General features: G+C 72.7%; 13 protein-coding genes and 1 pseudogene. 7 read left to right on the forward strand and 7 right to left on the reverse strand.

Annotated elements, in window-relative coordinates; genetic code table 11:
• Positions 1-3: 3 nt before the first annotated feature.
• A complete protein-coding gene (locus ABZ564_RS00530; protein WP_360847170.1) occupies positions 4-468 on the reverse strand; it encodes a GNAT family N-acetyltransferase in 465 nt (154 codons plus the stop codon).
• Positions 469-561: 93 nt separating this feature from the next.
• Here ABZ564_RS00530 and ABZ564_RS00535 point away from each other — a divergent pair, with 93 nt between their 5' ends.
• Positions 562-1,014: a hemerythrin domain-containing protein gene (locus tag ABZ564_RS00535; RefSeq protein ID WP_360847173.1), complete on the forward strand. Its 453-nt coding sequence runs from the start codon at positions 562-564 to the stop codon at positions 1,012-1,014.
• A 4-nt stretch (positions 1,015-1,018) separates the two neighbouring features.
• Here the strand turns inward: ABZ564_RS00535 and ABZ564_RS00540 are convergent, their stop codons facing one another.
• Positions 1,019-1,384, reverse strand: coding sequence for a hypothetical protein (locus ABZ564_RS00540; protein WP_360847176.1), 366 nt, complete (start codon positions 1,382-1,384; stop codon positions 1,019-1,021).
• A 455-nt stretch (positions 1,385-1,839) separates the two neighbouring features.
• On the opposite strand from ABZ564_RS00540, the gene ABZ564_RS00545 reads away from it, so the two are divergent.
• Complete coding sequence (locus tag ABZ564_RS00545) at positions 1,840-2,841, forward strand: GDSL-type esterase/lipase family protein (RefSeq protein ID WP_360847179.1); 1,002 nt, start codon at positions 1,840-1,842, stop codon at positions 2,839-2,841.
• 13 nt (positions 2,842-2,854) lie between these two features.
• Here the strand turns inward: ABZ564_RS00545 and ABZ564_RS00550 are convergent, their stop codons facing one another.
• Positions 2,855-3,778 (reverse strand): helix-turn-helix domain-containing protein, encoded by a 924-nt coding sequence (locus tag ABZ564_RS00550; RefSeq protein ID WP_360847182.1) that lies wholly within the window; start codon positions 3,776-3,778, stop codon positions 2,855-2,857.
• Between the two features lie 283 nt (positions 3,779-4,061).
• Entirely contained in the window at positions 4,062-4,487 is a 426-nt protein-coding gene (locus tag ABZ564_RS00555; RefSeq protein WP_360847185.1) for an ATP-binding protein, read from the reverse strand.
• Between the two features lie 160 nt (positions 4,488-4,647).
• Here ABZ564_RS00555 and ABZ564_RS00560 point away from each other — a divergent pair, with 160 nt between their 5' ends.
• From ABZ564_RS00560 to ABZ564_RS00575, 4 genes and pseudogenes are all read left to right on the forward strand, one after another.
• Positions 4,648-5,532 (forward strand): helix-turn-helix transcriptional regulator, encoded by an 885-nt coding sequence (locus ABZ564_RS00560; RefSeq protein ID WP_360847189.1) that lies wholly within the window; start codon positions 4,648-4,650, stop codon positions 5,530-5,532.
• Positions 5,529-5,738 (forward strand): DUF397 domain-containing protein, encoded by a 210-nt coding sequence (locus ABZ564_RS00565; protein WP_360847192.1) that lies wholly within the window; start codon positions 5,529-5,531, stop codon positions 5,736-5,738. The genes ABZ564_RS00560 and ABZ564_RS00565 overlap by 4 nt, the downstream gene beginning before the upstream one ends.
• A gap of 17 nt (positions 5,739-5,755) precedes the next feature.
• A complete protein-coding gene (locus tag ABZ564_RS00570) occupies positions 5,756-5,965 on the forward strand; it encodes a DUF397 domain-containing protein (protein ID WP_360847195.1) in 210 nt (69 codons plus the stop codon).
• An 83-nt stretch (positions 5,966-6,048) separates the two neighbouring features.
• Positions 6,049-6,283 (forward strand): annotated as a pseudogene (locus tag ABZ564_RS00575) (transposase); the annotation flags it as partial.
• A gap of 174 nt (positions 6,284-6,457) precedes the next feature.
• Here ABZ564_RS00575 and ABZ564_RS00580 read toward each other — a convergent pair.
• Positions 6,458-7,207 (reverse strand): class I SAM-dependent methyltransferase, encoded by a 750-nt coding sequence (locus ABZ564_RS00580; RefSeq protein WP_360847197.1) that lies wholly within the window; start codon positions 7,205-7,207, stop codon positions 6,458-6,460.
• Between the two features lie 147 nt (positions 7,208-7,354).
• On the opposite strand from ABZ564_RS00580, the gene ABZ564_RS00585 reads away from it, so the two are divergent.
• Positions 7,355-7,534 carry a helix-turn-helix transcriptional regulator gene (locus ABZ564_RS00585; protein ID WP_360847200.1) on the forward strand — a complete coding sequence of 60 codons (180 nt, stop codon included), beginning with the start codon at positions 7,355-7,357 and terminating at the stop codon, positions 7,532-7,534.
• Positions 7,535-7,588: 54 nt separating this feature from the next.
• Here the strand turns inward: ABZ564_RS00585 and ABZ564_RS00590 are convergent, their stop codons facing one another.
• Both ABZ564_RS00590 and ABZ564_RS00595 read right to left on the reverse strand, forming a co-directional pair.
• On the reverse strand, positions 7,589-9,715 hold the full coding sequence (locus tag ABZ564_RS00590) for an RNA repair domain-containing protein (protein ID WP_360847203.1): 2,127 nt from the start codon (positions 9,713-9,715) through the stop codon (positions 7,589-7,591).
• On the reverse strand, positions 9,715-11,433 hold the full coding sequence (locus tag ABZ564_RS00595; protein ID WP_360847206.1) for an RNA ligase family protein: 1,719 nt from the start codon (positions 11,431-11,433) through the stop codon (positions 9,715-9,717). The genes ABZ564_RS00590 and ABZ564_RS00595 overlap by 1 nt, the downstream gene beginning before the upstream one ends.
• Positions 11,434-11,518 lie beyond the last annotated feature (85 nt).

Raw genomic sequence — 11,518 nt, forward strand, 5'->3', positions numbered from 1 at the left:
GGGTTACGCGGCCGTCGCGGGCCGGCGGACCATGGTGACGTCGACCGGGTCCTCGTGCTCCAGGACGAACCCGTGCCGCTCGTACAGCCGCCGGGCGGCGCTGCCCTGGAGGACGATCAGCCGTACGGTCGCCCCCTCCGCGTCCGTGCGGTCCAGCAGGCGGTCCAGCACGCCGGAGCCGATGCCCCGGCCCTGGACGGCCTCATTCAGGTAGAAGCTCTCCAGGAGATAGCCGTCCCCGGCCGGCTTCAGCGTCACGCTGCCCGCGAAGCGGCCGTCCACGACGATGACCGAGGTGTGCTCGGGGACGTACGAGTCGCGCAGCCGCTGACGCACCCGGTGCTCGTCGTAGCGGCCGAGGCGGACCAGGTCCGGGCGCATCACGACGGCCCGGAGCTCGGCTGTCTCCTCCAGGTCACCGGGGGTGGCGGGGCGCAGGTCCCAGCTGTGAGTGGTACGTACACGCATGGCGGGAGTCTGTCATAGGGCCCGGTGCCCGGCCGGCGCCGTTCCGGCCCGTGGTCGTCCGCTCGAAGCCGCGTTTCTGGCAAAGTGCCGCATATGTGTCACTACTGCGGTTGCCGTGAGATCCCGCTGATCAAGGAGTTCATCGCGGAGCACGAGTCCGTTACGGATACGGCGGGCGCGGCCCTTCGCGCGCTGGACGACGGCGATCGCGGCCGCGTGGCGGATCTGGTGGCCCGGATGGAGCGGGAGCTGGTGGCGCACTGGCAGGGCGAGGAGCAGGGGCTCTTCGCGGTGATGAGCGCCGATCCGGAGTACGCGGACTACATCGACGCGCTCGTACGCGAGCACCGCGAACTCGGCGCGTTCCTGCGCGGGATCGACCTGAGCCGCGAGGAGGACGTCGTACGGCTGCGCGAGGCGGTCGACGAGCTGTACCACCACATCGCCAAGGAGGAGGACGGCCTGTTCCCGGCCTCGCTCACGGCGCTGTCGGGCGAGGAGTGGGACCGGTCGATGCGCGCGTGGCGCGAGGCGCACCCGGCGTAGCCGTTCAGCAGGGCGAGCCGCAGTCCTGGGCTGCCTGCGGAGCGGCCAGGACGTCGAGGCCGTACCCGACGGCGGCGAGGGCCGCGACGGCCGCCGCGAGGCCGAGCGCGGTGCGCCAGCGGCCCCGTACGGCGGCGAAGGCGGCCAGGGCGGCGACCGCGCCGCCGCCCACGAGGACCGGCAGGCCCAGGAGGAGCACGTACGGGTTGGTCTCGCCCTCGAAGGCGCCGAAGAGGCCCCTGCGGCCGTACGGAAGCCAGACCGCGAGGCCCGCCAGGGCGCCGAGTATCCCTGTCAGGAACCCCGCGGTGCCGATGGCGGCTTCGCGCCGGGGCGTCGTCGTCTGTTCGGTGTCCCTGTCGGTGTCCATGCAGGGAAGGACGCCCGGCCCGGCCGGGAGGTTTCCCTCCGGAACGATCGGTGAGGCGGTGCGGTCAGGGCCTGGACCGCGGGGTGGGGCGACGCGGCGACCCGGTCCGCGGGGCCTCGCGCGGCGCGGTCGGGTCGAGGAGCTGGTGGCGCCGTCCGGGGCTGGTCGAGCACGGGCTCGGCGGGCCGGGACGTCTGGCGCGCCGGTTGAGGCCGGCCTTGCAAGTCGCTTCGGTGGGGCGCCTGTTGAGCCGTTCCTTCCTCTCAAATCGGTTGACATCGGAGGGCGGAATGCCGGACGTTCGGCCGTGTACCACCGATGCGCCACAGGGACGGGGAGACGGCACGCAGATGACTTTCATAGGAGGGGGCCCGAGGCCGGGACGCGGGAGGGGGCCGGTGGCGCCCGCCGAGGTGGACGCGGGCCCGCGGCATGAGCCGGGACGACCGGCCTCCGTGCAGAGCGTCTTGGAGCAGGTGCACACCGCGGGGCGGGTCGAGGACCTGGGGAAGACGGTGCGGTTCAGCTGGCCGGGGGTGTACTTCGAGGGCCGCTTCCACGGGACCGGGGTCGGGGTGGTGCTCGACTGCGCGGCCGCCGACTACGACGTCCAGGTCGACGGGGCCACCGTCGCCACCCTGGTCACACCCGGCGACACCACGTACTGGATCAACGGCCTGCGGGACGGCGAGCACACGGTCCGGGTCGTCAAACGCAACGACACCCCGGGCGACACCAGCGCGTTCGGGGGCTTCGTCGCCGTGCCCGGGGGTGCCGTACTGAGCAGACCGGCGCCCCGGGACCGTCAGATCGAGTTCATCGGGGACTCCATCACCGTGGGCTACGGCAATCTGTCGGGCACCGGCGTCTGCGATCCGGAGCAGGTCAGGCGGAACACCAACAGCGACGTGAGCCACGGCGCCCTCACCGCCCGGCTGCTGGACGCCGATTACCAGCTCAACGGCTTCTCCGGCCTCGGCATGGTGCGCAACGTCGCCGGCATCATCCCGGACGTCACGTACCGGACCTACTACGACCGCGCCCTGCTGAACGTGGACGGCGATGTCTGGCAGAACCCGGGGACGTGGCGCCCTCAGGTCGTGGTGGTCAACCTCGGCTCCAACGACTTCTCCGACCTCACCCCCGGTGAACCGTGGACGCCCGACGGCCTCGCGGTCGCCTACCGCACCGCGTACGAGGAATTCCTCCGGGAACTGCGGACGCGCTACGGCACCGGCACCAGCCTCGTGGCCGTCGGCTTCGACAGGAACGCCGAGCACGTGCGGAAGGTGGTCGACGCGCGCAACGACGCCGGTGACAGCGGAGTCCACTACTGGTTCCTCGATCAGGCGGGCCTGGACTTCCTCGGATGCGACGGGCACACCTCGGCTCGCGACGACCGGCTGATCGCCGATCGCCTCGCCCCGTTCCTCAGGAGCCTGCCGACGGGTTGGTAGGGAATGCGGCGTCCTAGGCGGCTCTGGGCGCCTCCGCCTCGCGGCAGTCGCGGCAGTGGCCCGGCTCCGGGGCGCGGAAGACGCGGTCGCAGAGGTCGCAGTCCTGGAACGGGTCGATCTCGGGGACGGGCGGCGCCGCGTCTTCCGTCACTTCGGGCAGGGGCGGCGGCAGGAGGTTGGTGATGCGGGTGCGGACGAAGCGCGCCGGGTGTTTCACCGGCACCGGGAGGTCGCTCGTCAGCGCGTGCCGGATGGTCTCGGGGTGCGCCTCGCGTTCGAGCCAGGTGGCGATGGCGGGGGCGAGTTCCCCGATGTCCCGCTCGGAGAGCGTGAGCGACGGCGCGTAGCGGCGGAGACCGGCGAGGAGGGTGGTGGCCGTGCGGCGCAGTTCCTCGGTGGGGGCGAGCGGTTCGGGGAGGGGCGGAGGCTGCTCGGCGGGAGCGGCGGGAGCGGTTACGGGAGCGGGTTCCGGGGGCGCCGGTGGCGGGGGCTCCTGTACACGGCGCGGGGCGGGCCTCCGGGGCGGAGACGGGGGTGTGGGCGGGGGCGGGGGTGCGGGGGCGATCGGTTGGTTGAACGAGGTCGTACGCGTGATGACGCGGCCGTCGGTGAGGCGCAGGCGGCTGCGCAGGAGGTAGCCGGTGGCCTCCAGCTCGTTCAGCGCGGCGGCGATGCGGGCCTCGCTCTCCGGGAAGCGGGCGGCGAGGACCTTGATGCCGACCCTGGCCCCGGCGGGCAGCGACTGGATGTGCGCGGCGAGCCCGATCGCGGTGAGCGACAGGCCCCGGTGCTGGGCGAGGTGGTTGCCGATGACCGTGAAGCCGGAGAGGTGGCGGACGTTGACGTGGATGACGCCGGAAGTCGGTGTGGCGTCGGGCCGGGGTCCGGGGGAGCCGGAAGGGGCGCGAGGGGGCGCGATAACCTGCGGGGTAGCCATCAGGAAGTTGTTCTCTTCCGTGTTGGTCAGGCCCTCGGTGGAGATTGGCGTCTCGCCGGGGGCCGTTACGTTCTGGGGTTGTCGCGGCGAGCATATGCCAGCCGACCCGTGCTGAATCCAGCCCGGTTGGCCTAGTTCACTCGCGCGAGTGATGCAGGTCAGAGCGGGGGTGGGGTGGGTTGGGTCGGGTTCTTTTCCCAGGTTCTTTAAAAGACTTAAAGCGTCGCGGGCAGCCGTGTCCCGGCCCACCGGGTCGCGGCCGGCCACGACCCGGTGGAGCCCGTCACGGCGCAAGATCGAGCTCGGCCCACACCGTCTTGCGCGGCACCGGCCCCTCCACGACGCCCCAGCGGTCCGCCAGCGCCTCGACGATGAGCAGGCCGCGCCCGCTCTCCGCGTACGGGCCGGGGGAGCCGGGCACGGGCAGCCGGTCGCCCCGGGTGTCGGTCAGCTCGATCCGCAGCCGCTGTTCCGGGCTGACGGCGAGGCTCAGACGGAAATCGCGGCCCTGCACCCGCCCGTGCGTCGCCGCGTTCGCGGCCAGCTCGGCCACGATGTGCGCGGCGGATTCGGTGGGGAGCCCCCAGTCGCCCAAGTGCGCCGTGGTGAGCAGCCGGGCGAGCCGTGCGCCCCGGCGCGTGGGGGAGAGCAGTACGGCGAACTGCCGGGCGGGAGCGGAACGTTCGGTTCGGGTGATTTCTCGGTTCACGTCGCTCAGGGTGGCCGTGGGCGCCTACCGTGAACAGTGACCCGGCGCTTACGTACGGTCATTGTCCCGGGCTTGTCCAGCGCTGTCCCCGCTGTACGGGGTGACGGCCGGGGGACGTACACGGTTGAGGAGAAACGGCACGCACGGAAGCGGGGCACGGATGAGTGTGGACGAAGTCGGTACGGCGGAGTGGCAGGCGGGCGCCGGGGCGGACGAACCCGGCTGGGACGTCGACCCCGACGACGAGTCGGGCGTCGCGGTGGTCGCCGCCGTGGGCCGCCAGCTCAGGGCGTGGCGCGAGGCGGCGGGGCTGACGGCGGCGGAGTTCGGGGCGCGGTTGGGTTACGGGGAGAACCTGATCTACAAGGTGGAGGGCGGACGGCGCATCCCCCGTCCGGAATTCCTGGACAAGGCGGACCAGGTGTGCGGCGCGGGCGGGAAGATCGCCGCGATGAAGCAGGACCTGGCGGCGGTCCGGTACCCGAAGCAGGTGCGGGACCTGGCGAAGCTGGAGGCGAAGGCGGTTGAGCTGTCCTCGTACGGCAGTCACAACCTGCACGGCCTCTTGCAGACGGAGGAGTACGCGCGGGCCCTCATCGGCACGAGGCGTCCCGTCCTTTCGCCGGACGACCTGGAGCGAGCCGTGGCCGGTCGGGTGGCCCGGCAATCCGTCTTCGAGCGAGTGCCTGCACCTGAACTCAGCTTCGTTCAGGAGGAGTCCTCGCTGCGCCGTCCGGTCGGTGGCGCGGCGGTATGGCGACGGCAGCTCGACAACCTGCTGCGGTTAGGCGAGTTGCCCTTCGTGGACATCCAGGTGATGCCGACCTCCCGGTGGGACCACCCGGGAACGGGTGGTCGGATTCAAGTGCTGAAGTTCGCAGATGGCACGGCAGTTGGCCGTGCGGACGACGAGTTCACAGGAAGGCCGATTGCTCACCCCAAGCAGCTTCGTATCCTTGAGCTACGGTTCGGCATCATCCGGGCTCGGGCTCTGACGCCGGAGGAGTCCCTGGCCTTCATCGAGCAAGTGCGGGGAGAGACATGACCGACAGGCCAACTGGCGGGGGAGCCTCTGAGCTGCGTTGGTTCAGGAGCAGCTACAGCGACAGCAGCAACCCCAACGACTGCGTCGAAGTCGCTACGGCTCCGGACGCTGTGCACGTGCGCGACTCCAAGGACGCTCAGGGTCCCAGCTTCACCGTCGCGCCCGGGGCTTGGTCGGGCTTCGTTTCGTATGCCGCAGACTGCTGATCCTTGCGGAGAGTGACATGATCACAAAGAAGTCGGGCGGCGACGCTTCTCGGCTGGAGTGGTTCAAGAGCGGCTACAGCGACAGCAGCGACGGCCACGACTGCGTCGAGGTCGCGGTTGCGCCCGGCGCGGTGCATGTCCGTGACTCCAAGGACCTGTCCGTGCCGCAGCTCGCCTTCGGCGAGACCGCGTGGGCGGGATTCGTCTCGTACGCCGCCGGGCGGTGATCGGTACTAGGGCGCGTATCGAGTCGTGATCAATCTGCGGGATTCGCCCTCGCTGCGAGGCGTGATCCGGCAGATCGTCTTGTGTGATGCGAGCGCAACTGGCCTATGCAGGGTGGGAGTTCATCGGGTCTTACCTGCCGATCGGTGAGTGCGGTCCGTATCCCCAGCGGCTGCGGCAGCAGTTCGAGGGCGTGATCTGGCGGTTCAAGACGTGCGGGCAATGGCGAGGATGCCGCAGGATTTCGGTCCCTGGCCGACCGTCTCCAACCGCTTCCGCCAGTGGGGGACGCGGGAGTGTTCGAGGCCCTGTTGGGGGGACAGGCCTGCTCCTCGTGCGACTCGCTGGTCACGATGCCGACCTCCACGAAGAGAGGAACACCGTCGAGCGCCTGATCAACGACGCGTATCCACCAACATGGGGGAAGGCCCTGCAGCTCGATCCATGCGGGTGACCTGACAGTCACGAGCCGCCGGCGTCGGAGACTTGCCCGGTCAGAGCGAGCCGGCTGTCCTGTAGACGGAGACGTGGGAGCGCGACTCCGCAGTGAATTCCGCTCCCGTCCAGTCCGCGTGCCTGGACTCCAGCGTCATTCCGGCCAGCTCGGCCATCAGGTCGAGTTCAGCCGGCCAGATGTATCGGTGTGGGCTGCGAAACAGGCTGGCCTCACGGCCACTGTCGGCGTCGAACCCGAAGTGGTGCGAGACGACCTGCTGGCGCAGGACATCGTAGGTGTCGAGCCCGATATAGCCCGGCGCCGACCCGAAGACCACACCCTGCTGACCTGGCGGCAACTTGCGAAGCTCGGGGACCCACAGCTCGATGACGAACCGCCCGCCCGGTGCGAGGTGGCGTGCGGCGTTTCGGAAGCAGGCAACCTGCTCAGCCTGCGTGAGCAGGACCGAGATGCCGTTGTAGACGAGGTAGACGAGCTGGAACTCGCCCGGGACTCGCGCAGTGGCCATGTCGCCGACGACGACCGGAATGGCCGCCTCGTCTGCTTTGGTGCGGAGCTGATCGACCATCGGCTTCGACAGCTCGATGCCACTGACCGGGACGCCGCGCTCCGCGAGCGGCAGTGCCACCCGCCCGGTCCCGATAGCGAACTCCAGCGCCCGCCCGCTCCCGGTGAGCTCCGCCAGGCGGTCAACCGTCGGCTCCAGCACCTCCGATGCGAACATGCCGGTCCCGGGGGTGTCATAGCTCTGAGCGGCCTGGTCATTCCAAATCTCACTTTGAAGCATAGGCAGCGATGATTGACCATTGTCCGAGCAACGTCAACGCGTTTTCTCCGCTGCTGAGTTGGGAGTGCGCCACCGGGCTCTTGCTCGGCTCGACGGTGGCACCCCGCGAAGCACGGCGATGCTCTGTGTTCCGGCCAGGAGCTCGACGTGACGTGCCTCCTTCCCGCGCTGGCGGGCATCGATGCACGCACGCTTGGTGAGCGCATCCGAGACGCACGTAGGCGTGCGGGTGTGAGCCAAGAGGAACTCGGTCAGGCGGTGGGCATCGAGCGCACGGCGGTGAAAGATCTGAGCGGAACGCTTTCGGCCGCATTTGGCTGTCCGTAAGCCCATCCGGCGTCCGAGGACGAAGCCACCGCCCGAGCCCGGCACGACCTGGCGTCACACCCCCGGCCGGTCCCCCAGCCCCAGCGACGCCCCCTCGATCCCGCGCAGCACCTCCGCGCCGATCTCCGCCAGGCGGTGCGCGGGCGGCGGTGTCGCGCCCAGGCCGATCGCGTACCCCGTGCGACCGCTTGCCGTGATCGGGCGCGGCCAGACGCGGCAGTCCGGGGCGCCCGCCTCCGCGAGGGCGGCGGTCAGGGCGAGGAGGCGTCCGCGCAGGCGGCCCTCCTCGGGCGGGGCGGCGGCGGCCAGGGCCCAGGCGGTGTGCTCGGTGAGCGAGGGTGGGGCGCAGAGCGTGTCCGGGGTCGCCGCGTCCAGGATCTCCCAGGCCCGGAACAGCTCGGTCGTCAGCAAGTCGCGTACTGCGGCGGTCACTTGAGTCGTACAGGAGCGGACCGGGGGCGTCGGGGTGTACACCGTGAGCGGGTCGCCCGTCGCCGGGCCCTCGCCCACCGGGGTGCGCCAGTCCCACGCCGCCCAGGTCGCGAAGAAGTCCCGGAGGCCGCCGCCCTCGTGGGCCGCACGGGCCGCGAGGATCGCCCACGCGATGCCCGGGAGGCCGCCGCACGGGGCGGAGTCCAGGCCCCTGGCCGCCGCCCACTCCTTGACGTCCCGGGCGAGCGCGGCGAACGCCTCCCCATGCGGCGAAGCCGCCCTGAGTACCGCGTCCGCGTCGCTCACCGCGCTCAGCGCGATCGCCGCCGCCTCGCCCAACTCCGCCCGCCGGGGCACCGCTTCGGCCGGGGGCGCGGTCCCCGTCGCCACGGTGACCAGGTCCACGCGCAGGCCGTCCACGTACCAGCGCAGCCCCGGCACCCTCGCCCCCGTGACCTCGCGCAGGTCCCGCGACTCCGGGAACGCGGCGGCGAGCCGGTCCCGTACGCCCGCGAGGTCGGGCAGCGCCGCCACCAGGTCCAGATCCGCGCCGGGGCGTGCGCAGCCCAGGCGCCGGGAGCCCACGAGGTGGACGCGCGCCCCGGGGAGCGCCGCCGCGACCCGTTCCGCCACCTCTTCGGCCTGCGCGGAGGGCGCGCCCAGCTCCACCCGCACCCCGTAGTGGTCGGAGACGTACAGCCCGCCCGGGTCCGGGGCGTCCCCCGTCAGGGTCGCCGCGCGTGCCCGCAGCCGGTCCGTGCGCAGCAGGACGCGGTCCAGGCGGGACACCCGGCCCGAGAGGGACGAGATCGCGGCCAGCGGGTTGGCCGACGGGTCGAAGGTCGGGGTGTCGTCCGCCGGGCCGTGCAGCTCCGTCCAGGCGTCCGTCATCGCGAGGCGGGTCTGCGGGCGGTCGCCCCCGTCATTGAAGTCGCCGACGAGTACGAGCTCGCCCGCCAGCGCAGCCAACCCCGTTGCCAGGTCGGCGAGTTCGGCGTCGCGACGAGCCGCGCCCTCGGGGGAGTGGTCGCTGCTGAGGTGGGTGACGGCCACCGTGACGGGACCGTCCGCCGTCTCCACGACCGCCGCCGCGACCGCCTTGTGCGGGCCCAGCACGTGCACCGCCGCCTCGCTCACCGGCAGGCGGCTGAGCAGCAGCAGGCCGTGGTCCGGGACGTCGTGCCCGGCCGGGTCGGTCGCAAGCGTGTAGTGGGCACGCACCCAGTCGCAGCCCAGCAGCAGCGCGAGCAGCGCGGGCTCCACCTCCTGGAGCGCGATCACGTCCGCGTCCGCCGCCCGCAGCGCCTCGGCCAGCAGGGGGCGGCGCCGGGCGGTGTCGATGCGGTCGCTGTCGTAGCGGTCCCAGAGGGTGTTCCAGGTGAGGACCGTCAGCGGACCGGGACGGCCCTTCGTGGCGCTCGGCGCAGGGCCCCAGGCGCCCGTCGCGGGGGAGTACGCGTGCGGGGTTCGGGCCGTGAAGTACGGGGAAGGCAGGCGGCGCGCCTCCCGTATCCGGCCGGCGTCCGTCGCGTCGATGCGGTCCGTGCCCGTGGCCCGGTCCCACACCACCTCGCCGTCCGCCTCGAAGAACAGCACCCGGTGCCAGGGGATGTCGCCGCCCGGCGTGAACCGGTCCAGCGGCACCCGCTTCGGCTCCCGGCCGCGCTGCGCGACGCCCAGCACGAAGCGCGCCGGGTCGAAGCGGGCGTCCCAGCGGACGCGGTGGTAGATCTCCTCGCTCGTACGCATCAGGCCCGGTCCTCCACGGTTCCGCTGGTGCCGATGTACCAGGTGCGGTGAGCCTGGCCGGGGTACGGGGGGACGAACCGGTGCAGTTGCGACGCCAGCACCGGCGGCGGTACGGGGTGCTCCCGGCGTCCGTTGCGCGCGGCCAGCTCCGCCTCGCCGATCCAGGCCACGGCGTGCGTGACCAGGGCGTCGCGGCGCCGGGCGACCGCGTGGACCAGGGAGCGCTGGTGCGGGTTGAGCGAGGTGGCGTCCCAGACCACCGTCGCGCCGGGGACGAGGGCCGCGTCCAGCCGGTCCAGGCCCTCGCGCAACACGTCCCCGTTGGCGCCCTGGTCCGCGCGGGAGCCCCGGGCCTGGCGGAGATCGTCCAGCGAGAGGTACGTGGCGACCCCCGGCAGGCCCCGGGCGAAGGTGCTCTTGCCGCTGCCCGAGGGGCCGGCCAGCTGGACCAGGCGCGGGAAGTCCCCGGACCGCCACCGCCAGGTCGCGGCGACCGCCTCCTCGGCGGTGGCGACGCGCCCGGCCGCGTACGCCTCGCGGGCCTGAGCCAGGCAGCGGGCGGCGGCCTCCGGCTCCAGCCCGGCGAACGCCTCGGCCAGCCCTTCCGGCTCCCGCACCTCCTCGGCGTGCAGGGCCGACCACTCGACCTGCTCGCGCGCCTCGGGGGTGTCCGCCAGCACGCCGGACAGCGCGTGCAGGACGGGCAGGTCGGCGGCGAGCGCCATCCGGGCGAGCCCGGCGCGCCGTTCCTCGTCGGGATAGGGGCGGTGCAGCCCGGGGTACAGCCCGACGAGATCCGCGACGCGGCGGGCTTGCGGCATGCCGAGGGAGGGGGCCAGCAGCGGGGCGAGGGCGGTGCGGCGGGTGGTGTGCAGCAGGGCGGCGAGAACGCCGGCCAGCCGGTCGTCGCCGGTGCGGCCGAGCGCGTCGAGGGCGTCGGCGACGGCGCGGGCGGCTTCCGCCGGGCCCGCGCCATGGGTCGCGCCCGTGCTCTGGGCCGCGCCTGCGTCTACGACGGCGCCCGGGACGCCTGCCGGGGCGGCACCGGTGCGCTGGGCGGCGCCCGCGTCCGCCGCCGCGCCGGGCCCGCCCGGCGGACCGGCACCCACCGCAGCGCGCAGCGCCGCCGCGTCCACCGGCGCTCCGCTCCGTACCGCCCACAGCGCCGCCGCCGGCCCGAGCCCGTTCTCCACGACCTCCGCGTGCATCCAGTGCGTGTCGGTCACCACGTGCCCCGGCCGCACCCACTTCCCGACGACCCGCCCGAACGCGGCGGCCGGGAAGGCGGCGGCCGGCCGCACGACGTACCCCTCCTGCCGCCCCGTGTCCGGCTTCAGCGCGCGCAGCGCCTTCGGGTCGAACACCCCGCGCCACAGCACCGGCGGCGCCGGGATGCCCAGGGAGCGCAGGAACGCAACGGTCCGGTCCCAGCCCAGGCAGCGGTCGCCGTCCCACACGGAGAACCCGTAGAAGTGGCTCTCCAGGGAGTCGTACGCGAGGGAGTGCCGGGCGAACATGTTCTCGCCGCAGATCCGCCACCCCGCCGGGATGCGGGCGCCGACGCGGGCCTGGAGGGCCTTCACCCAGGTGCGGGACGGATGGTGCGCCGAGTCCAGCGAACGGGCGTGCAGCCCGTCCGCGTACAACGTGGTGTTCTCCCCGTCCAGCTTCTCGGTGACGACGACCTCGGTCCCGGCCAGCGCCGCGAGGTCGGTCATCCGCACATCGTCGGACGTGGCCCCGGGCGACCAGGGCAGATGAGGCGTCCGTGGATAGTGCCTCCGCATGATCTTCCGCCCCCGT

Origin of the sequence: Streptomyces sp. NPDC019224 (assembly GCF_040632605.1) — a bacterium.
Taxonomy (GTDB): domain Bacteria; phylum Actinomycetota; class Actinomycetes; order Streptomycetales; family Streptomycetaceae; genus Streptomyces.